Genomic DNA, 21,755 nt, shown 5'->3' with positions numbered 1-21,755 from the left:
AGTTTACAAGAGGAAGATTTTTTGAGGAATTTCTATTTCATTAATATATTTTGTACAGTTCTACAATCATGATTACACAATTTTAAAAACTTGTGTCACTACGATAGGAGGTAATCTAAAACTATTCATTTAGGTTTTTTGAAAGAAAAGATTCAATGAAAGCTGTCTAACTATATCCATTCATTCTTGACCAAATTATATACTTTCTTTCTAGTATCGTCTAGACTATTTTTTTCAATAATCAAACCTTGTTCTTTCAACTCTTCAATTGACGCTTGAACTGTCCTTCTTGGGAGATTAGTTACATAAATCAATTCACTTTGATCAATTGGGTGTTTACTTCTTATAATATAGTGAATGAATTTAGTAGCAGGACTGCCTTCTGGTCCTTTCTTAACTGGCGTAATACTAAAACTTGCCTTTGAAAGGAATCCTCTTCTTTGAGATTCAACTGATAATACATTATTTAATCGGATTTCTCCTAGATTTACCCTCTGTCCAAATTCCGCAACTAGTACAGCTTGTTGAATTTCCAATGGAGCTTCAAATATTATACTATTTGGAGAGATCTTAGATGTAATAGCTGATAGGAGGTTCCATTTTATATCGCCTTTTTCATCATATATTCCTACATTATATCCTAGATTTGCCTCAAGAATTATTTTTTCATGACTAATTTGCAAAATTTCGTTCATTTTTTTGACAGTCTCATCTACTGAAAGTTGTCTTCGTGGATCTTTCTTTCCAATTTTCCATTGTCCTCGCATGTCATAGAGGTCGAGAAGTTTGATTATTTTCTTCTTTTCTTCTAAAGATAGGCTAATGCTGTTTTCACTTATTTCTATCAGGTCAAAACCGATTCTTTTAGCACTCTCTAAAAACTTTTCAAATACTTTTTCTCGGATTGCGAATTCAGTTAAAGTGCTGCCGGTAGATACCAATACATTAGAACTATGATAAAAATCAATTCTCTTCATCAGACTGTCTTCCTTTAATAAGAGAGGAAACGCACCATATATTTTGACTATATCAATATAATCTGCTATGGTTTCAAAATTCTCTTTATCAAAACCTTGAAATTTATCTATTATGTATGTCATTCCATCATGACGCGGTTTTTTATGATCAATTCTATCCTCGCTTAAAGCCTCTAACATGAAAAGTTATACGCAGAATTTACATATATTGAAATTGATATATGCATTTTTATTATTTTAAAATACTTTTCTAGCAGTAATTTTCGCATAATAAGCGAATTTTTCATACTGTTGATCAAAGTATTTAAAATCTGATTTCACATACGATAGAATAGTTCCTATAAAATGGCCTACGTATCTTTTTCATACTCTATATCACCCAGTTCATTTGATGTGTTTTGTTTCTACGGTGCAATATTCAATAATGAAACAAATCCAGGTACGTGCATGCTTCAACTTACAATTCTTTGGCCTACAAAAATACAATAAATAAAACGTTTAGGAATCCTGAGATATTGTTTTGTTCTTTTAATCAGGTTTTTCTCTAACAAGAATGAATATAAGTTTGAGTCTATAATGTCTACAAGGTTGTGATACCAAATTCCATCTTCTTTGGATAAAGGGCGTTTTCCGTAGCTTTTGACAGACAACTCCTGACAGAAGTCCTTCTGAATTAAGCATGTTTCTTTCTTGAGTTATATTTTGTGAGAGTATTTCCCTTTATCAGGCTCAATTGCCTTGCAAATTATGATGTATTTTTTAGAACTCACTTTGACTAAAGTTTCATCTACAATATGATCTAGAATTTTTCTTTTCCCAGTGGATATCTTTAGTTACTAATATTTTTGAATTTAATTCTACTTTTTGGTAAATAAAATGTGATTTCATTTTGATAATTGAAATGGTCTTTCGGAGTCTTCTTTAAGAGAAGGGCCTGTAAAAAAACAAATTTAGTCCATTGTAAACATATACTTTGAAGGTATCATGTTTCTTGTAAAGATAATAGAATAGACCATATTTAAGCTATAGTTTTCGCTAAATGAGCGAGTCCATAGATGAAATATATATAGTTAAAAGGCTTGATCAAAGCATATCCTTGCGCTACAGTTGTATACTTTATAATTATCAAAAATTAAATGTTATTCTAAAGACCAATTCCTATTTGAGAAATAAATGACCTGAATCTATTAAATCACGATTTTAGAAGAAATTAATCATGATCTGTGTTGTTTTGCAGAATGGAGAATCGGAATTGATAAATCGTACCTTTAATAGACATCACTACTCAAAATATCAATCGATTATCCCATTTTAAAGACGTTTTCGGGTTAAAAAATGTTCTATGCGCTTTAGTTGACGTTACTTTTGGTAAAGTTAGGTGAATATACTGTTGTGCTTAACATATTTTATTTGTTTTCAATATCTTGTTCCTGTCTTAATCCCCATTTTTCTCTGACCTTGTCCTCTAATTTGGCAAAGATTATTTTGTCAAATATCATTCCTAAAGCAAAAATTGTGATCATGGATGCTATTATCTGGTCCATTAACTGAAATTCCCTGCCTATTAACATTATGTGTCCTATTCCTATGGATGCGGCCATCAATATTTCTGCTCCTACCAATGCGTGCCATGCAAAAGACCAAGCCTGTTTTATTCCTATTATTAGCGCTGGAGTAGCCGCTGGGATCATCAGATGTCTGAATAAAGAGAAACCTTTAGCTCCCATATTCCTTGCAGCTTTTAGATAGATTGGTGGTATATTTCGTATGCCGCTATATGCAGACATCATTACTGAAAATACTGAGCTCATGATAACCACAAACAGAATCCCCGCATCATTTAGACCTATCAAAAGTATCGCAAATGGAACCCACGCAACACTTGGAAAAGATTGTAACCCTATAGCAAAAGAACTCATTGTTTTACCAAATCCTGTAAACTTTACCATTGCAAGTCCTATACCTATACCTATAGCTATTGAAGCTGCAAATCCGATCAATAATCTATAAAGTGTCACCCCGATACTTACTAGTAAGGTATTATCTTGAATCAACTCGATAAATGATTCTAGAACCAGCAATGGTGATGGTAATGATACTTTGGGCCAAATGCCACTTAAATATGCCAACTGCCATATACCTATAAAAACTGCAATGAATAAGATTGTGTTAGAAAGTTCTTCTAGGTCTATTTTTCTGACCGAGCTAACTTGATCTTGTATTTTTAACATGTTAGGCTAAAATGTGGTTGTAGAATTATCATTTTCCTGATCCTTATTTTTTGGATCAATTCCAATTAGACCATTTTTTATTGATAACCCATCTGATTCAGAGATTATTTCTTTTGTAATTGTCTCTACAAAGGGGTGGTCTATACTCCTTGGACGCGGTATATTCACAGATATTTCCTTCTTTATATTGGCTAATTTTGGAGACATGATAATCACCCTGTCACCCAAGGCAACTGCTTCGTGAATGTTATGAGTCACAAACAAAATAGTCTTTTTAGTTTCATCATGTATTCGCAAAAGGTGAGAGTATAGCATTCTTTTAGTTTGAACATCCAAGGCTGCAAATGGCTCATCCATCAAAAGTATTTTTGGATCTAACGCTAAAGCTCTGGCAATAGCTACCCTTTGTTTCATTCCTCCCGAAAGTTGATGAATATATGCATTAGTAAAATTGGTTAGCTGGATCATCTCAATAAGTTTCTTGACTTTTTCATTTCTTTGTTTTTTTGGAACTTTGCCGATCGCTAAGCCAAACTCTATGTTGCCGTAAACGGTTAACCAAGGAAATAAAGCTCCTTCTTGAAATACCACCACACGGTCCGTACTTGGTGATAACGCCAGAGGTTTATCATCAACTTGGATAGATCCTCCAAAGGTTTGATCAAGTCCTGCAACTAAATTTAATAATGTGCTTTTTCCACATCCTGATGGACCAACAATGGTAACAAACTCTCCATCTTTGATATTTAAATTAAGATTGTTAATAACAGTGTGCTTTGTTTTAACTCTGCTCTTGTTATCTTGATATTCTTTTGTAATATTCTTAAGTTCAAGAACTGATTTGTTTTTCGTTTGAATGAGGCTCTCCAAGTTAGACATACTGTATTATAAAACAGGAAATTATTTAATCAAAGTCATGTATGCAATTTAAACTACTATACGCAAATATTGCATATTATTTGTACATTAAATTTAACAAATAATTTACTTATTATACGGGAATTGAAAAGTTCATTATATGCCTTTTAGTTGAGTGTTCTTATCCAATTTATTCGATGGGTTTATTATATCGACATTCTGTGAACAATTGATGTTTTCATTTCTCTAAGCAGCAATTATTTGTTTTAGAAAAAGTGCAAAAAAAGAAGCAAAAGAATGATTAGTCTTACATGTAATCATAAATGGGTAACAACTAAATTTAATTAATATTTGTTGTGTTTTCAGGATTACAAAATAATAATTTTTGAAAATAAACTTGAAAATTACAATTTGGCTGGCCAGAGAGCTTAATGACTATGAAGTGGTATTATTAATGATTGTAAATTCTATCCAATCAATTATCTGTTCATAAAAACTATAGGAATAGTTCAAATTCATTATGGTTTGTATAACGGTGATGGTATACTTTCCTTTTTTTTTGAAAAGTCATTGCTTGAAAAATGGTGTATATATTTTCTCAACATCGGTACTGTGGATAAGGACCGTAAATTTTTTCAACTTTCGCCATATCGTTACCTTATCTGATTCATAACAGTAAATAGGAGACAGAATACTTCAATATTTTGAGTAAAACCTTTTGTCTATTTTTTTTGTTAAAGTGAAGACAACCAAGACATATCTATTATATCGTTTAATCCTAACAATTGTTTTATAGACTCTAACTTAACGAAAAATCTATAGTTTGAAGATGCTTTAATTCTGTTATGTTAAACAAAAGAAACAGAACACCTTCGTCAAATATTAGTCGTGCTTTGTATTTGTATTTTTTGGGTTTGTCAACCAGAGGCGTTGCCAAAGCAATGTTCTTTTTACATAAGGTCAAGAGAAGCCATGTTGCAATCTGGAATTGGATTCAAAAATATAAACCGCAAAAGATATCGATCAAAAGGAAAAGCATTTCAGAATTCATCGTAGACGAGACACTGATTAAAGTTGGACCTAAGTACATTTGGTTATGGGTTACAATTGAGCCGGAAAACCGGCAAATTCTCGCACTTTTTTTGCTAAAAATATCTAAGGAGAGAAACATGTTTGTTGCTGAGAGATTCTTATCAGGACTAGTTGAAATTCATGGAAAGCATCCAGTATCAACAGATGGTGGCACCTGGTACCCACAGGCTTGTAGGTTCCTAAAGATAAGACATCATCTTAATTCCTCCTATGAGAAAAGCATTATAGAAAGAACCATTCAATATATCAAAGACAGGACTGAAAGTTTCGATGATTACTTTCCATGTCGAAAAGTAAACAGTAAACTAAATCATATAATAAATTGGTTGAATCTATTTGTTGATTATCATAATAATGAATTAAAGGTGCTTAAATGAACAGATCCGTTTTATCAGATACGGTTTTTTAGATAGTCTTTATAATTATGATACTACTTTATTTTTTTAAGTCGCTTCTTTAAATGTCAAATAATGGATAATAAATGAATGCGGGATAGATAGTCTCAGGTCCAACTACCTCTTCTGTTTGGCCACAGAAAAAATGGCTTATTTTTTCCTTCTTAGTTTGCTACATACTCTTTATTGACCTAGCAGGAACACCTGCGACAATATCTTCGTCATCGATATTATAAATCACTGAACTTCCAGAGCCTACAATCACTTTATTGCCTATACTGAGTTTATTTTTTACAGTACTATTTAGTCCTAACCAGCAGTTCTCGCCAATATTGGTACTTCCACCTATTATTGTTCCAGCAGTGAGCTCGGTATTTTTTCCTACGTGTACGTTGTGTGCCACATGACAGAGAGCATCTATTTTTGTTCCTTGTTCTATTACTGTATCGCTTAAAGACCCTCTTGCTATTGAACAATTCGAACATATCTCAACATCATTTTCTATGACTACCTTGCCAAAGTGTGGAAATTTTTCTAATTTCAGATTTTCATTTTCACGCTCATATGCAAATCCATCAGAACCAATGACGACGTTTGGTTGAATGATACAGTTATCCCCTATTTTACAATTCTGCAAATTTACTCTAGAATCAATGAATGTATTATTACCAATTTTGCAATCGTCCCCGATAACAACAAAGTCTCCAATATAGCAATCCTTACCTACTTCTGCTGATTCAGAAATTACGGATTTTGAAGATATTCCTATCTTGGGCGGCATAAATCTAATTTCGTATGGAAATCTATCAGACACAAGATATGGAGGTCGCAAAAATTGTGAATTGATATTTTGCTTTACATAGATAAATTCTTGGATCTTTTTTGCAAAGGATCATTTACAGTATTAGACCTTGGGTTCTTAAGGAAACCTTTATGATTTTTTAAAATGCAGGTTGAGATATGAACAAATAACTGGAGTTCCAGATGAATTATTTATTGTGGATTCCGATATTATTTTTGCTTCTTTAACTTGAACCATACGCCTAATTTGATTATGGATCTGAGAATAGATAAATTTCAACTAATTCGGAATCTGTATCAATATTTTATGATGGCTATGTTATGCGAATGTTTGAAATTATTACAAAAGAGATTTAATCCATTCTAACTCATTATTCTTACAAAGAGGACACACCATCTTATGACTTGCCAAGTGCAGGCTCCCTGATGCTTCATAAAAAGATGTGTTCCATAAACATTCATTACATTTCAAGGTATACCTAAAAATTGAGCGGACAAACTTGTTGTCATTCTGAATCCTGTTCTGCATTGGTGCTAATGGATGAACATCTTGTAAAGTCATAATATTTTATAGTGGGGTATAAATAAAAGCAGTTTTGTATGTGAATTCTATTTGCAATGTATGCAAAAAATTCGCATTATTTCTAATGAATTTGTGACTTTGATGCCCATATTAAAATTATTAAACCAGAGACATCCTATCATTTTGGTCTCTTCGGGTCAAAAATAAAGGTGATACTAAACCCATGACGCCAAATGTACATATCTTTACAGATTTACTTCCAAAGAAGTTTTTAACCCTACCGTCTGTTTGAACGATAAAACTGCTTCTTGGCATCGAGTTTTATCACGACAATTAGTAGTTTTTAGTTGTAACGATTAAACGTTTTACAATTAAATAAAATAAAATATTTATAAAATTTGGTGTCAAGAAACTTGAGTAATATTTCCGGTAGATACATCATATATAAAACCCGATACAGATATTATTTCGGATAAGAAAGGAACAGATCTTATGTGTTTTATTTGATTTTTAACATTGTCTTCGACACTCTCAAATGCATGAAACCGGATATTAGTTGTATCGTTATTGTATTTTTCTGAAATTATCTTCTGAAGGTCCTCATCTTTAAATGTCACCATGCTACAATTCGTGTGATTTACAACTATTATCTCTTTAGTTCCAAGAAGTTCATGTGAGATAATTAATGATCGAATCGCATCGTCTGTAGCAATTCCTCCGGCGTTTCTGATAATGTGAGCTTCTCCTATTTTTAATCCTAGGACTTGGTCTACTAAAAGTCGAGCGTCCATACATGCTAATACAGCTATCTTTCTTGAAGGGGGTAACGGTAGATTTCCGTCCTTAAATATTTCTGAATGCTTTTTGTTTTCATTTTTAATGTATTCCAGTTGAGACATTATGATATGGTTCGAATCCAAATTAAACTACTTTCTCATATACGCCATTTGTTGTAGATTTATACAATTATTGCTTACATTTAACAAGAAAATCACACGATTGTAAAACCCTTCAAACTACAACATGAAAGGATTATGTCATTTATATTGCTGTTCTTTTAGAAAATAGGTTTTTACAATTGCGGTTCAGTTTGCAGATCTATTTGTAATTTATGTCGTGGCTCTTAGTCAGTATTTGGAAACTTTGGCCAAGAATTCACTCTTAAAGGCTATAAAGATAAAATTGCATCAGTATTGGTTAATTTTAGAGTTATAGATAATATTTTTATGGTCCGCATACTTCTTTATTAACACACGACATAATAGTTGCTTGATTTCTTATCCTTTTTATCTACCAACACTCGACTTTGTACCTTATAATTATCCCAAAAAAATATCTAAATATATCTAATGGATACCAATCGTCTTACCCCACTTTTCAGATTGTTTTATTATTTTGATTATTGATACATCCAATAGGATCAACATCTGCTTTTCTAACCATTCCTAGTCCCGAATTGCTGAGTAAGTATTCCTTTTAAGGTTGAATTATGTAAAAGAGTCTGATATTTGTACTTGCTTTAAATTCAAAGATACTTTTAGGTGCGTAATAAGCATATAATATACGAATAACTCGTACTGCTAATTGTAAATATACAACAGGCTCAATATTTCTGCTATGAGACGTTTCAAACTTGACACTTTGTCAATGCCAATAGATGAATTTGATCCCTTGGATATCTCCTCAATCAACGCAAGTAAAATTAAATTGAACTCTGATGCGTATGACAAGAAATTTGACGAAGACCTTGCACACATATATGGATACTATTAAATAGAGGCAAAGTCTAAAAAAAGGATCTATCACGAGATCTCGGATATTATCTATTTTTTATTTTGTGTCTTGCGGACTGTCTCAATAATTGAATAGAAGGTCTGGATTTTATCTTTTTTATCACTAACTGACCCACATTGTCCTTCATACCCTTACTTGAATGAGGGGATTAGATCCAACAATGATAAAATTCGGTTGATAAAAGGTTAAAAGCCGGTCGATAGATATAAACATTAGAATAATCTCTCGGTTAATTATAAATTTTTTTCGTTTGAGTAGTATAACCTCACTATTTATCTTACAAGAGTGGACAACAAAATCCATAGTAATTGAATATACAGAGAACATCTATCTAGAAAACAATGGATTATCAAGATATTCAGGATAATTTCAGATCGCAGTTTTATTCTACCCGATAACTTTTAGAACAAAACGAAAATTCATACATGTGAATTAATGACCACTTTGTGGTTACCAGAACACACAAGTATTGAATATTTATTAAATAGAACTAGATTCATTTTATAATACCTTTCGTTAAGAACTTAATCAATTATTAATTTAATTACTATGTTAAGGAAAATCGAAACGATTTTTGAATGATTTTAACTGATTTATTATGAAGTGATTGCCTAAAAAACACTAGTAGTCAGTATAAAGGGAAATTAAAACATATATTGTATTTTTAATACATATTTTAATTTGGTAATTGTGTTTATCTAATCAAAAAGAATAACCAATTCCAAATGACAAATAATTTACGCTCTTTTAATAATAGAAGTTTATTTATTAAGTATTAAATATATTAGCAACCTTATCTGAATTAAGTGGAACACATTAAGAGATTAGTATACAGGGGACAATTTGTTATGTCGACACTGTTTATTTGAGCAATGGTAGTCCAAATTACGAATGAAATTTTTTTTTGAATTAGTACAGTAAAATTTAGTCAGACTTATAAAGAATTTTTTAAATATGGAAATTTTAAATTTGATGAAAAGGGGCTACGCCTTTTATTGTTTATGAGATTTACTTCGTAAATAATCCATAATCAGAGTATATCCTTAACTTTGAAATCCCATCATATCCATTGAGTCAAGGCAATCATAAATAATAATTGTAGTTGGATTGATGAGGTAAATAACTTTGTTAGAATTTAATGTTGTAAATAGGGTATGAAACACTTCATATTTATTCTGGTGCCAAGGCTTTAATGCTCATCCATTTTCGTTAGAGTTGATTACTATTTTGTTCTCTTTCATAGCCATTTTATAATAGCAATTTGTGAATGGTAAATAATTTTCGAGTACAATTATAGAAAATATGCACTTACGATCTGTTAACCTAATTTTAATACTAACCTGTAGTGAAAATTCGTTACCACAGGGCAACTAACTGATTCTCCCTGTAAACTGCTGAAAAAGGAAATTAAGTTACAAAACCTATTACTGAACGTGTTTATAGCACTTATTTTTATTTGATAAGTCAAGGTCTATCATTATAATGAATTCTTGCAGAAATAAATGCGAGTTTAAACTGTAACATAAGCGTATATATTATTTATGTTTAATTTGTAACATTTCTTCATAGGATTCTTTTATTTAATCATCATGGTTCCATACTACAAATTTGATTTCATAGTCAATAAACTTAATTCACTTTCTTTTTAGACTAAAAAACAAAGAAAATTGATCTAAGAATCGATTAAGTCTAAATAATAAATTGTCAATCGAACCCAAAGGTATTGTGAATAGTTAATGGTAACTGTGATGCCAAGTATCCAGATGATTCTATTCACAATATCATTCGAAATGGAAAGGATTGTTTGGTTAATGAGCTTAATCATATATAGTATAAGAAGTTAATATAACTTGTTAAATATGCAAATTAATGAATTAAATAGCCAAATACTCAAATATCTTCTCCAGGTTGATGTGTAAATTATTTACGATACATGTAGATAATCCTATTAGGTGGACTATGGCAGTCCACTAGGATTTTGTATATATTCTAAAACTAAACGATTTAACACTGGATGGATATTTAGGTTATAATCTCGTAAATTTCCGTCCTCAAAAATGAAAACCCAATTGAAGTTTATTGTGCCTAACCATTAGTTTATTCATTTATTTAGTAAAATAAAACTTAAAACTATTTCTATGCTAAACACTGGACAACGAAGTTATTAATCGCCCATATAAGGTAAAATGTCATACTATGTAAAAAAATAAATTTGAAAACAATTCGAACTACTTTATTAAGCTAAACGACTTCAATTATGGGTAAAAATTGCCTAATTAATTCAAGAATTAGAGAGCATAGTAAACTATCAATTTTTTTGCATAAGACGGTTCGATGTTTGTATTTAATTGCAGTAACAAAATTAGCCGTGAAATATAAAATTAGGCAAAGAAAAGTTGGTTAGCTCATCATGTTTCTACATTCTTGGGCGCATTTTCTACACATTTCAGCACATTCTTTGCATGCTGGCATCTTCTCACCCATCTTTTCACATTCTGTTGCACATGCATCACATACTGTCGCACACATTTCACACATTTGTTTTGCAAATTCACTTCCTCTACATATCATCATTGAAGACATCATACACATACTAGCACAGTCTCTGCACATCATCATACATCGGCCCATTATGCCAGACATTTCAGTATTTGACATAGACATGCACTCCGTACAACAAGCTTCGCAAGCACATGCACATTGGTTACACATGTCTATACAAGATTGATTTTTTTGATTCATAAGAGAAATATTCATAACCTTATTGTTATTGAAATTATTGTATAAACATTTCTAAAAAATACGTTAAAAATGTAAAATATATGCAAATATTGCGTATATTTATGGATAAAATATGAGAATTACAATAATTATATGCAGATTATGCGTATATTAATTATCGCCCTATTAATTCACTTACTAAAACTTCCCTGTATTCAAACCTGGTTAATTATTCAAAATGAAAAATCGACTTTTTGACATGTTTGATTTAGTATTTATTTAGAAGAAAAGGTGCGAGAACGGATGAATACATTTTGGATAACAAGTGCCATTGTTATCATGAAACAAATTTATTATTGAGAAGAAAATATATGCTAATCAGAAATAATTGAGAATTTTAACTGACTATTATACCAATTGATGATTTTTTTCTGTGGTTGATGTTCTCGTCCTCGAGTCCCCATATAATTTATAAAATTTATGTCAACAAAAAGGTGAGTATTATCTACTTGATTGAAGAATCTAGCCCTTGAATCTCACTATCTATCAAAAATTTGTCTTCTAGAGAAGCAGGTTCATATAATAGTTTCTTGCACGCTGCTATCTGAGCCAACAGTATCTCCTTTCTACTAAAAAAATAGTTGTTTAACGGGTCAACGAATGAGTAAATAATATTTCTGTTTTCCCTCTTTCCAGTGATTTTAGCTTCTATCATATACTCTGATTCAAGTCCAAAGATATTCAATTATTTATCCTCCACCAAACGTCGTAAGAATATTCATTCTCATTTGAAAGACCATTTAAAAAAAATTGTCCGACTGGATTTCGGATAAAATGTGGAATATCGGTTACTAGCTTTACTGAATGATTCTTTGTCATTATTGTATTATTCAACTAATTTGTTAAAAGGGATCCTAAATACGCTATAAAATCCATTTTTGCGAGGCTATTACGCAAATCTGCTTTCTCAACCAATCGGGCTGGTGAATTTTTGGACCATATCAGTTAATTTAATAAGCTGAAATCAAACCTGTGGTGGAATAATGTAATGTATTAATTTGCATATATTCATAAATTTTTTCACACAACATAAGTGTCTTAAATATCAAACACTATAAGTAAAATGTATAGCAATAATCATGGCATATGGAATTTTCAAAGATATTGAAAGGCTCATCGAGTATGTACCTATAGAAATTTCAAACGGTGGTATTGGAAAATTATCAGAAGCAGTCGACATAGATACCGAGTTGTATTTTGAAGATATCGATCGTATAGCCGTTAGACTCGGTATTTTAGAAATTGGAAAAGATACGTTGAGAGTTAGAGATATAATAAGATTGTTGAATAAATTTCTCAAGGATGCTTCGGTAATTAATTTAGTTGAAAGTCCTAGAAAGTATTTAGCAATCCTTGACAGTGGTTCGGGTGTACCATTAAAGAATCTCTTGTTTGAGTTTTCATTATCTGCTCTAAATGGTGATACTTTTGATGCCAAAATCAATTTGTTACATTCTTATCATATCTTAGGCCTTCGCAGAAATTTGGTATTATTATTGTCTGTGATTGTGAACGAATATGTTCGACTAAAATATGACCCCGAGGTAAGACAATTACTCACACGTTTTGCATTAATATCGGAGCCTGACAATATTGATATACATTTCGACGCGGACGAGACTGGTTTTAGCAAGAGATACAGCAACTATTTAGGTGAACTTCAAAAACTGTCTCATTCTTACCACAGAATGAATCAATACGATTTGCAATCGATAAATTTTAGGTGATCAATCAGAATTATCTTTTAACTAAAAGTATTATTCTTATTTTCGTGTATTTTTTATATATCCCTACTAATTAATCTCTGCTATTATCTTTCAGATAGATTTAACCTGTAAAATTATTGTGCGTCAATAGTGCGTATGAATTTTCTGCAATGCATATAAAATAACCGTATTATAAGGTGCAGAATATTTTACTATGATGACAAACACGATTGTTTTAAAAGACGTTTACCTTGGAACCACTATGGTTTTGTTGGTCGGTATCCTAGTTGTAGGCGGAATTGGAAACGTATTCTCTCAAAATAAGACGGACGCCTCTTCGACTATACCACCATCAAATAATGATTCTGGATTCGGCAATCTGAATATCACTGACGGAGGAAACGCAAAGAACTGGACAGACGCTAATTCCACAATAAACGCTCAATAATAAAAGGAAAATATTTTTTTTATTCTGTGGGTTAACTATGATGACTCTTTTTATTTCTTTCAAATTTTTTCCACTACAATCTATTAAGGAAATAGGATAAATTGATATTGATTTAGTCAATACATTTAAAATAAATAGATAAATGAATAAGCAAAAACTACATCTACATAACAAAATTTTCCTATAAGATAAGAATATTATTCAGCTACAGTATTATTAATCTTGGTGCAGTGAAATCACTGTGCGCAAAATTTGTTCATGCAGTTCTGTAGAATTGGGATAAAATCAAGACTTAAACTTGCTTTTGTTTCAATCCTACAGAATTTTAACTCCTTTATTTACAAGATTGCATTTTACATCTTTGCGGATATATTGAATTCGACCCTTGACTGAAATAGTGATGATACTACCATTCCAAATAATTCGAAAGGGACTGCTGCCGATAAGGGGCATATTGAAACAGAAACCAATTCAGAGAATATTATTATTTATCATAGTGACATCATCTGTATCAAAAGTATCAACATATCCACCTTGAGGGTTTACAAATTAATCCTGATTAGGTACCATAAATGATAATTTTTATCCTCTGTGAATTTCTAATTACAATGATCTCTCAATATATCATGGTTTTAATTATATTGCATCAACAATATCAAATGCCAAATGACTAAGAAAACAGAAAAGGAAAATTCAACAAAATACTTTAGGGGAACCTGAAGACAAAAATTAAATCTGGTGCCAAGGCATTAGTTAACGAATTTTATTACATACCTTGAAATGCAGACACCGCCTATAGGAAAGCAAAAAAAATAAGTAAAGACTTGAATTGATGACTTATATTCTTTAAATTAATAATACTGATCCTTAGCATCGATATAGCCAATCATTTTTGACTAGGCCTGTTTAAATTGAAAATATGGTTAGATATTCTTTGAGAGATATCCAAATAGTTTACCACTGGATGTGCTCAAGTAACTTATCTGATGGCTGCCACAATTAACACATGCGTTGTGATGTAGATTAAAAGTGGTGGTAGAGTGTACAAATGGAGCAAAATCATAACAACCATTGCATCTAACAAAACCGTGATACCATGAAGCTCCATAATGTATTGACTCTTGTTTTGCCTCGGATTTTGCCCTCTGGATAGTAACGATGTTCGAGGGTCGATTGAACCGCGATTTTAGATATTCTTTTGTTCGTTTTGGATGTGCAACTTTTGTTACAGACATGCAATAATATTAACGTGTATTGAGAGATATTGTCTTCTAAAAGTGTAGATTTTTAGAAAAGGGCGTATAATTTGCTCATTCTTTTTGTCTCATAGGTATACTTTGAAAGATAATTATCGAGTTTAAAGTAATATTTCTGCGCATAAATTACATAGATTTGTTCCAAACATCACAATGCGGATCAAAGAAATTCTACAAGTTTATTATCAAATACATGACACAAACATCTGTTCTTGAATACTCTCATCCTGATGTATTGGTAGATACAAAGTGGATTGAGGAACACTTACTCGATAAGAATATAAGAATTGTAGAAGTGGACTATGACTCTCAGGCAAATTATTATTTAGGCCATGTACCTGGAGCCGCTTTGCTTGAATGGAAGAAGGACATTAATGATGACCTGACAAGGAATATATTATCGCCAGAGAAATATGCCCAAGTTATTAGAAGATTAGGTATTGATCATGATGATACTTTATTAATCCTTTATGGGGATTTCAATAATTGGTTTGCAGCATTCGCATTTTGGGTATTCAAATACTATGGTTATGCAAATGTAAGATTGATTAACGGTGGAAGAAAAAAATGGATAGAAGAGGACCGACCAATAACAAAAGAATCGCCCCCCATCACAGAAGGGACCTTCAAGCTTTTAGAATCTTTTAAACCAAATGAAAAAATTCGAGTTTACTTGTCCAACATTAAAAATGCATTGGTTAGTCGAAGAAAATTTCAAATCAGGTTAGTCGATGTAAGGAGTCCTGCAGAATATAATGGAGATATCACTGCGCCACCTGAGTATCCAACGGAGCATGCACAAAGAGCAGGTCACATTCCTACTGCACAAAATGTACCATGGGCACAGGTATTGAATGAGAACGGTACTTTTAAATCAGCTCGAGAATTAAGAGACCTTTATGAAGCCAAAGATATTCGTCCCGAAAACGAAATTATCACATACTCCCGAATTGGAGAAAGATCCTCTCACACTTGGTTTGTATTAAAATATTTGTTAGGCTATCCCGATGTTAAAAATTACGATGTCTCATGGACTGAATGGGGAAACTTGATAGGTAATCCCATTGAAAAACATGCCAAAACCGGCCAAGAAATACCAGAAAAATGAGTGACTTGATTTAGAGACAACTACGTCATCTGCTATTTCTTCCTTTTTTTTAAATTTGTAGCTTGATTTTATTCCAACAACTACAGACTTTTGGACTTAATTCGTTAGTTTAAATTAAACAATAAAATACATGTCATTCTGATTTGGGGATCAAGGAATTTTATACTAAATATAAAGAATATATTCTATTTAATAAGAACATTATCATTTCAGGGATATGTGCTTTTTTTGCAGGAGCCATATTTACTCAGATATATTCGTTATTTGACAAAAGTAGCTTTAACAATTCCTTGGTCACTCTTATGTTTGAGTATGCAGTATATCTTCCCATTTTTGGATATTTATACTATACCGACAATAAGACACGTTATAGTGATAAGATAAGTGGAAAAATTGATAGCAGGAAGGTCCTACGAGATTTTAAAAAATTAGTGGCTGCTTTTGCTATTTCAGAAATAATTTATTCAATTTCAAAGATAATATTTCATTATCAGTTATTGATTATGGGAATTTTAGAACCATATCAGGCTTCCATGATTGGATCGCTTATTGCCTGGGCCATATTCTTAGTGATAATTAATATTAGTGTTAAAGCAGTGAATCTGTTTCGCTCAAAGTGATAAATGGAGAATGGCCATTAAATCTCAAGCACTATAATTTTATCCTTGTGGTTTTTTTATTTTGCAAGAAGGATAGAAAGAAACACTGTAAGATATGATCATCAGTTATCAATATTACATGTTATAAATATAATATGACAATGAAAGTGGGCGCGGGAATAGTTTTTTTTGAAGATGCGAGAGGACTAGGAAGATGTTTAAAATCCATAAGTCCAGTCGTCGATATAATAATAGCAATAGATGGAAGATTCAGGGATTTTGAGGAAATCCATGATACCAGTAAAGATGGTTCTAGGGAAGTGGTAGAATCATTTCAAAATGCAAAATATTATAACTTTCCAAATTTAACCGAGATTGAAAAACGAAATAAATATTTGGAATTGGCCCAGGAACATAATCTTGATTTTTTAATTGTAATTGATTCTGATGAATATGCTGTTATCGATGAAGATGTCTTCAAGACCAATTTGCAGGCAATTCTTGTGCAAAAAAAGTATGACGAAAGTATTTGCGGTTCTGTCCCTGAGGTCTACGGTATTAAGATGTATGACGAACAGTTTGAAAAACAAAATTACATCGTCGAGCGCTACAACGAACGATTACTTTATAAACCAGGTAAATTGAGATATCATCAAATTCATAGTAACTTGATAGATATTTGTGACACTAACCGAAACTTTACCACTGCGAAGTATACCTCTATTGTAGACGGAATTACTTTATATAATGATGATAGATTACGTACACCTGAATATATTAAGAAAAGCATCCAATACCAGACTTTGCTTTTTAGCGCGGAAAGATTAGATAGAAAAAGAATTGTGGGCTATGATACATTGAGGTACAAATGATCCAAAGATAATATTCTTAGATTATTGGCTGCATTTTACTGCAATTAATATTTGAGATATAGGAAAAAGATTCTTTTATTGATTTTATATCGTGCTTAATAAGATAATTTTTGCTAGCAAAATATTATTCGTAATTCAGATTTTTTGTTATGAGATAGATAATGATGATAAATAACTGAACTATTTAACAATATTTTCTCTACATTTTTCTACCTTCTTAGATTGAAAATTGCAACACATATTAGAAAATTTTACAAAGTAGTATAGGAAAAACATTGTCATTATGTTGTCCTTTGGAAAATGGTCATCCTAAAAAAAAGATTTGTAAAGTTGAATTGACAACTGAAATACTTTTTTAATGCGTTTCTTCATTCTTCTCAAACGGAGTTTATTTATGATCAGATTTTGTTTTAATCGACTATCTATGATACTAAAACAATTAGTTTAAAAATAGACTCAAAAAGAAGACTCGATCTGTGGACGCGGGCCCGAAGGGCTTCGATCCCTCGACTTCCGGCTTTCTTCCAAAATTTGTATGTTAGAAGGCAGGCGCTCTATCCATGCTGAGCTACGGACCCACAAAAAAAGGTGAATTGGTGTTCCTTATAAAATTGTTGGGCTTGGTGGCAGGAATATTGCAAAGGATGATGTAATTCTAAAAGTGCCTACTAACTTGAGGCTGATGGGGTACTAAATTTATGGAAATCGTTTCCTTTTAATCACGCTATCCAATAGGTTACGAAATAATTCGAAAATTTTTATAAACTAGTGCTAGAATGCTGCCTTGGAAAAAGTCTTTCATATAATTCAATAATTCTATGGTAAATGCTTCAAAATCTCTTGTTTGTTCTTATCAATACCAATTTTGATTCTTTATAAATAAACAAGCTATGTCTTAACATATATGACTGCCTATAGTCCAGGTATGGTGAATATTCTACAATAAATTTGATAGATTAAAATTATTAGAGGCTATTTGCATATGATCACAAGCGTATTTACCCTTGACTAATCACGAGCTTAATCATTGACAGTTAAATTTTGAATGTAGTAAATGGTTAAGGAGTCTATCGAATATTTATACTAGAAGGCAAATCTTATTAATTATGAGAATAATGATTACAAAAATGAGGTGAAAAGAATATTGGAAAATAAGAATAGTACTAATAAAAAAATTGAAGAATTTTCATCTGCTTTACCTTTTGTTAATGAAAAATTTGTCGAATTATTCGAAAATTTTTATAATCAACTTACAGAATTAAATAAAATTTCAACTATTGGACCGTTTATCTCTCTGATGAATGATCCTCAAATTAACTTAAATAATATGAGAGAGTATGGAAATGTTTTAATTAACTACCAAATTTTTCTCAATAAATATCTCACTCAAATGATTAACTCCTATTTCCAGGCCCTTGAAAGGGTTTCTTCAAATATACAGGAGAAAACAACTGAAGAGGCTAGAAAACTTATAATAAATTCTTTCGAAGATGTCTTTTCTAAAATGTTTGAATCAGCGGAGTTTTCAATAAATTATAATAATTTAATTAATGTTATTATTGATCTTAACAAGAGTTATCAAAAATTTGTCGATGCTTCTAGCCCTTTGTTGAATAGACAATCATTGTCAAAAGAGGAAAAAGATTTATTATTCAATAATCTATATGAAATAAAGAAACTAACTCTTGAAATCAAGAATAAGATAAATGAACGCAAAAATGACTAAGACGATTATAGATTATTATTATAATGAGTATTTGAGTTTTGTAAACGAAAAAGAAAATTTTAAGAAAGTAGCGGAAATGAAGCGATTGCTATCAGATATTGAAAAAATAGAAACTGGAACCACTGACTATGAGGTAATTAAAGAAACGAATCTCTTCAGATTATTGCATTACAAATCCGACAAGGAACGAACGTACAAATATCCACTACTGATCGTATATGCATTAATTAACAAATCATACATACTTGACCTACAGCCAAATAAGAGCTGGATCAAAAATCTTTTAGATCAAGGAATAAATGTATATTTAATTGATTGGAAAGCACCCAACAAGTTTGACAAATACACAACCATAGATGATTATGTGAATCTTTTCATTTATGAATGTGTAGAGTTGGTCAAAAGTATAGAGAATATAGATAAAGTTTCACTTCAAGGCTACTGCATGGGTGCTACTATGTCTTTGATATACACGTCACTTCATCAAAAAAATGTAAAAAATTTGATAACCATAGCACCGGTTGTGGACACAGAGAAAGACAAAACCGTAATCAAAAATATGGCACAACATATGGATATAGATAAGGTTTTATCACATTATGAAAATTTTCCTTACGAGCTGTTGTACAGCACTTATGCTTCTTTAAAGCCTTTTAAACAAGGCTTAAACAAGTATCTAAATCTATTTGAAAATTTGAAAGATGATAACTTTATTCAAAATTTCTTGCGAGTAGAAAAATGGCTCTATGATACACCTCCAATAGCTGGAGAAACTTTCAGGCAGTGGATCAAAGATATTTACCAAAAAAATTTGTTTGCTAAAAATAAGCTTGTTGTCGGCGAAAAGAGAATAAATTTAGGCAACATTAGAATACCTCTGCTGAATTTAGTTGCTGATCAGGATCATTTGGTATCTCCTGAATGTAGTATTTCGCTAAATACTTTAGTATCTAGCACTGATACTAATTTAATGAGATTCTCAACAGGACATGTTGGTCTTATTGCAAGCGGATACTCTCAAAATGTTGTTTTACCAAAATTAGGTAATTGGATAAAAATCCATTAGAATTTTTGCTAATTTTTGTTTGCTGACTTCTGCTTCCTTGCAAGGGGTATTATGATTACCTGAACTAGATCTCCCTCTTCTATTCCTAGGGCCTGCCTCTCGGCTTCAGGAATTGATATTCTTCCTCCGCTTTGAACTGTGGTCTTAAACATCGCGTTGTAATTTGTGAATCCTTGTAGTGATGAAAACATATTTTGAAATGCATTATATTGAAAATTTGTAAATTGACGTAACATGTCTTGCTGAAATTCAGTTGTTTTTTCGATGGTTTTTTTTAAATCCATGTCTTTTTCATTATTTTCACTGCCGCTTGCCATTCTAAACTAAATATTGGATCAAACATTATTTTAATGTTGTAAGTTTCAAATTATCATTCTGAATCAATGAACTTTTCTATAATTCTGAAAAACTCTTTTGGTTTTTCCACATATGGGGTATGCCCGCATCCTTCCATTACTAATGTTTCTACCATTGGTATTTGTTTGAAATATTCGATGTTTTCAACCGGTATGGTTGTATCATCACTTCCCCAAATAACCAGTGCGGGAATCGAGATCTCTACCAGTCTTTTTTGCAAGGATTGGTCCCGTCGCATAGCCAATAATGTCGATATCAATGCATATTTAGCATTTGGCAATTTCATTCGATTTATAAAATCCTTAACAGTATACGGATCCACTTTATAATTTTCATTGTTTGCCATTCTTTTAAATGCACTTTCTACATTTTCTACCGTGGGGTAAAGACCTGAAAAGATATATTGACTAAGTACAAAGGTTGGTCTCTCAAGAGTACCTGCTGGAGAAACTAAAATTATTCTATCAAAGAAATCTTTGTGTTTTAAACTATATTCTATTACTAATTGACCTCCAAAAGACGAGCCTACAATTATGGGATTTCTAATATTGAGCTTTTCAAAAAATTGTTCTAGCGATTTAATAAAAAAATCTACCGTATATTCGACCAAAGGTTTTTCACTATAACCAAAACCAATTAAATCTGGGATTATTACATTATATTTTTTCATTAAAGGCCATAATTCTGACCAGCGCTCAGCAGAAGCTCCCAATCCGTGTAACAATACTATGGTTTTTGTAGATCGTATTCCACTAAATTGTAAATATCTTAAATTGTATCCCAGTATTTCAATGAACTCCATCTTGCTATCTTCAGAATTATGGTGATTGAAAACCAGGCTCATCGTTGAATAACTAAGTATGATTAACCATGTTTAATATAGATAATTTTTGAATAAAATTGTAATATTGATACGAAAATTATAGGATAAAAAACCATCAAACTTTGTTACATATAACATCAATTTCTTTATAATTTTTCTTTACGCATGTGACAAGAGATCTTGTGTGATATTCTTGTAGTAGTGAAGCAATAGGCCACAATTTTTCGAATCAGGTGCGTTGGGCTATTGGTGATGGCAGGCTGAATACCTCGCCCGAAGGCTTGATAATTACACCTCCATTCCATCAACGCCATCTTCTATGGCCGCCCTTCTCCTTACGGA

General features: G+C 31.6%; 19 protein-coding genes and 1 rRNA gene. 9 read left to right on the top strand and 11 right to left on the bottom strand.

Annotated elements, in window-relative coordinates; all coding sequences use genetic code 11:
• Positions 1-170 precede the first annotated feature (170 nt).
• The 3 genes from F1Z66_RS12310 to F1Z66_RS12300 form a co-directional block, all read right to left on the bottom strand.
• Positions 171-1,157 (bottom strand): phosphosulfolactate synthase, encoded by a 987-nt coding sequence (locus tag F1Z66_RS12310; protein WP_149863925.1) that lies wholly within the window; start codon positions 1,155-1,157, stop codon positions 171-173.
• 1,226 nt (positions 1,158-2,383) lie between these two features.
• Positions 2,384-3,208, bottom strand: coding sequence for an ABC transporter permease (locus tag F1Z66_RS12305; RefSeq protein WP_149863924.1), 825 nt, complete (start codon positions 3,206-3,208; stop codon positions 2,384-2,386).
• A gap of 6 nt (positions 3,209-3,214) precedes the next feature.
• On the bottom strand, positions 3,215-4,087 hold the full coding sequence (locus F1Z66_RS12300; RefSeq protein ID WP_149863923.1) for an ABC transporter ATP-binding protein: 873 nt from the start codon (positions 4,085-4,087) through the stop codon (positions 3,215-3,217).
• A gap of 824 nt (positions 4,088-4,911) precedes the next feature.
• Here F1Z66_RS12300 and F1Z66_RS12295 point away from each other — a divergent pair.
• Positions 4,912-5,535, top strand: a complete 624-nt coding sequence (locus tag F1Z66_RS12295) for a DDE-type integrase/transposase/recombinase (protein WP_149863922.1) — start codon at positions 4,912-4,914, stop codon at positions 5,533-5,535.
• 190 nt (positions 5,536-5,725) lie between these two features.
• Here the strand turns inward: F1Z66_RS12295 and F1Z66_RS12290 are convergent, their stop codons facing one another.
• Together F1Z66_RS12290 and F1Z66_RS12285 are read right to left on the bottom strand one after the other, a co-directional pair.
• The gene (locus tag F1Z66_RS12290; RefSeq protein WP_159357295.1) at positions 5,726-6,367 is read right to left on the bottom strand and encodes a UDP-3-O-(3-hydroxymyristoyl)glucosamine N-acyltransferase; all 642 of its coding nucleotides are present in this window, start codon (positions 6,365-6,367) and stop codon (positions 5,726-5,728) included.
• 914 nt (positions 6,368-7,281) lie between these two features.
• Positions 7,282-7,776 (bottom strand): beta-class carbonic anhydrase, encoded by a 495-nt coding sequence (locus tag F1Z66_RS12285; protein WP_149863920.1) that lies wholly within the window; start codon positions 7,774-7,776, stop codon positions 7,282-7,284.
• 742 nt (positions 7,777-8,518) lie between these two features.
• Between F1Z66_RS12285 and F1Z66_RS16295 the strand changes: the two genes are divergently transcribed.
• On the top strand, positions 8,519-8,650 hold the full coding sequence (locus F1Z66_RS16295) for a hypothetical protein (protein ID WP_255437924.1): 132 nt from the start codon (positions 8,519-8,521) through the stop codon (positions 8,648-8,650).
• Between the two features lie 2,421 nt (positions 8,651-11,071).
• Here the strand turns inward: F1Z66_RS16295 and F1Z66_RS12280 are convergent.
• Both F1Z66_RS12280 and F1Z66_RS12275 read right to left on the bottom strand, forming a co-directional pair.
• Positions 11,072-11,329: a four-helix bundle copper-binding protein gene (locus F1Z66_RS12280; protein ID WP_201448475.1), complete on the bottom strand. Its 258-nt coding sequence runs from the start codon at positions 11,327-11,329 to the stop codon at positions 11,072-11,074.
• Between the two features lie 568 nt (positions 11,330-11,897).
• The gene (locus F1Z66_RS12275) at positions 11,898-12,137 is read right to left on the bottom strand and encodes a hypothetical protein (protein WP_149863918.1); all 240 of its coding nucleotides are present in this window, start codon (positions 12,135-12,137) and stop codon (positions 11,898-11,900) included.
• Positions 12,138-12,531: 394 nt separating this feature from the next.
• On the opposite strand from F1Z66_RS12275, the gene F1Z66_RS12270 reads away from it, so the two are divergent.
• Together F1Z66_RS12270 and F1Z66_RS12265 are read left to right on the top strand one after the other, a co-directional pair.
• Positions 12,532-13,179, top strand: coding sequence for a hypothetical protein (locus F1Z66_RS12270; protein WP_149863917.1), 648 nt, complete (start codon positions 12,532-12,534; stop codon positions 13,177-13,179).
• Between the two features lie 193 nt (positions 13,180-13,372).
• Positions 13,373-13,606 (top strand): hypothetical protein, encoded by a 234-nt coding sequence (locus F1Z66_RS12265; protein ID WP_149863916.1) that lies wholly within the window; start codon positions 13,373-13,375, stop codon positions 13,604-13,606.
• A 923-nt stretch (positions 13,607-14,529) separates the two neighbouring features.
• Here the strand turns inward: F1Z66_RS12265 and F1Z66_RS12260 are convergent.
• Positions 14,530-14,841 carry a hypothetical protein gene (locus F1Z66_RS12260; RefSeq protein ID WP_149863915.1) on the bottom strand — a complete coding sequence of 104 codons (312 nt, stop codon included), beginning with the start codon at positions 14,839-14,841 and terminating at the stop codon, positions 14,530-14,532.
• 214 nt (positions 14,842-15,055) lie between these two features.
• Here F1Z66_RS12260 and F1Z66_RS12255 point away from each other — a divergent pair, with 214 nt between their 5' ends.
• From F1Z66_RS12255 to phaC, 5 genes are all read left to right on the top strand, one after another.
• Positions 15,056-15,970 carry a sulfurtransferase gene (locus F1Z66_RS12255; protein WP_149863914.1) on the top strand — a complete coding sequence of 305 codons (915 nt, stop codon included), beginning with the start codon at positions 15,056-15,058 and terminating at the stop codon, positions 15,968-15,970.
• 143 nt (positions 15,971-16,113) lie between these two features.
• Positions 16,114-16,590 carry a hypothetical protein gene (locus F1Z66_RS12250; RefSeq protein WP_149863913.1) on the top strand — a complete coding sequence of 159 codons (477 nt, stop codon included), beginning with the start codon at positions 16,114-16,116 and terminating at the stop codon, positions 16,588-16,590.
• A gap of 134 nt (positions 16,591-16,724) precedes the next feature.
• Entirely contained in the window at positions 16,725-17,441 is a 717-nt protein-coding gene (locus F1Z66_RS12245; protein WP_149863912.1) for a hypothetical protein, read from the top strand.
• A 1,144-nt stretch (positions 17,442-18,585) separates the two neighbouring features.
• Positions 18,586-19,167 carry a hypothetical protein gene (locus tag F1Z66_RS12240; RefSeq protein ID WP_149863911.1) on the top strand — a complete coding sequence of 194 codons (582 nt, stop codon included), beginning with the start codon at positions 18,586-18,588 and terminating at the stop codon, positions 19,165-19,167.
• A complete protein-coding gene (gene phaC / locus F1Z66_RS12235; RefSeq protein WP_230207544.1) occupies positions 19,160-20,233 on the top strand; it encodes a class III poly(R)-hydroxyalkanoic acid synthase subunit PhaC in 1,074 nt (357 codons plus the stop codon). Before F1Z66_RS12240 ends, phaC begins: the two co-directional genes overlap by 8 nt.
• Before the next feature lie 8 nt (positions 20,234-20,241).
• Here phaC and F1Z66_RS16115 read toward each other — a convergent pair whose 3' ends face one another.
• The 3 genes from F1Z66_RS16115 to F1Z66_RS15895 all read right to left on the bottom strand — a co-directional run.
• Positions 20,242-20,550, bottom strand: coding sequence for an AbrB/MazE/SpoVT family DNA-binding domain-containing protein (locus tag F1Z66_RS16115; protein WP_201448474.1), 309 nt, complete (start codon positions 20,548-20,550; stop codon positions 20,242-20,244).
• 53 nt (positions 20,551-20,603) lie between these two features.
• Positions 20,604-21,434, bottom strand: coding sequence for an alpha/beta fold hydrolase (locus F1Z66_RS12225; RefSeq protein ID WP_149863909.1), 831 nt, complete (start codon positions 21,432-21,434; stop codon positions 20,604-20,606).
• A gap of 205 nt (positions 21,435-21,639) precedes the next feature.
• Positions 21,640-21,755: ribosomal RNA gene (locus tag F1Z66_RS15895) — 23S ribosomal RNA — on the bottom strand; the annotation flags it as partial.

The organism is Candidatus Nitrosocosmicus agrestis, from assembly GCF_008389435.1.
Taxonomy (GTDB): domain Archaea; phylum Thermoproteota; class Nitrososphaeria; order Nitrososphaerales; family Nitrososphaeraceae; genus Nitrosocosmicus; species Nitrosocosmicus agrestis.
The sequence above is the reverse complement of the archived record's forward strand: the minus strand, read 5'-3'. Positions and strand labels throughout refer to the sequence as shown.

Bases quoted from the DNA above. Each gene is read 5' to 3' on its own strand.
- F1Z66_RS12310 (WP_149863925.1), bottom strand. From the start codon at position 1,157: ATGTTAGAGGCTTTAAGCGAGGATAGAATTGATCATAAAAAACCGCGT.
- F1Z66_RS12305 (WP_149863924.1), bottom strand. From the start codon at position 3,208: ATGTTAAAAATACAAGATCAAGTTAGCTCGGTCAGAAAAATAGACCTA.
- F1Z66_RS12300 (WP_149863923.1), bottom strand. From the start codon at position 4,087: ATGTCTAACTTGGAGAGCCTCATTCAAACGAAAAACAAATCAGTTCTT.
- F1Z66_RS12295 (WP_149863922.1), top strand. From the start codon at position 4,912: ATGTTAAACAAAAGAAACAGAACACCTTCGTCAAATATTAGTCGTGCT.
- F1Z66_RS12285 (WP_149863920.1), bottom strand. From the start codon at position 7,776: ATGTCTCAACTGGAATACATTAAAAATGAAAACAAAAAGCATTCAGAA.
- F1Z66_RS12280 (WP_201448475.1), bottom strand. From the start codon at position 11,329: ATGTCAAATACTGAAATGTCTGGCATAATGGGCCGATGTATGATGATG.
- F1Z66_RS12270 (WP_149863917.1), top strand. From the start codon at position 12,532: ATGGCATATGGAATTTTCAAAGATATTGAAAGGCTCATCGAGTATGTA.
- F1Z66_RS12265 (WP_149863916.1), top strand. From the start codon at position 13,373: ATGATGACAAACACGATTGTTTTAAAAGACGTTTACCTTGGAACCACT.
- F1Z66_RS12260 (WP_149863915.1), bottom strand. From the start codon at position 14,841: ATGTCTGTAACAAAAGTTGCACATCCAAAACGAACAAAAGAATATCTA.
- F1Z66_RS12255 (WP_149863914.1), top strand. From the start codon at position 15,056: ATGACACAAACATCTGTTCTTGAATACTCTCATCCTGATGTATTGGTA.
- F1Z66_RS12245 (WP_149863912.1), top strand. From the start codon at position 16,725: ATGACAATGAAAGTGGGCGCGGGAATAGTTTTTTTTGAAGATGCGAGA.
- phaC (WP_230207544.1), top strand. From the start codon at position 19,160: ATGACTAAGACGATTATAGATTATTATTATAATGAGTATTTGAGTTTT.
- F1Z66_RS16115 (WP_201448474.1), bottom strand. From the start codon at position 20,550: ATGGCAAGCGGCAGTGAAAATAATGAAAAAGACATGGATTTAAAAAAA.
- F1Z66_RS12225 (WP_149863909.1), bottom strand. From the start codon at position 21,434: ATGAGCCTGGTTTTCAATCACCATAATTCTGAAGATAGCAAGATGGAG.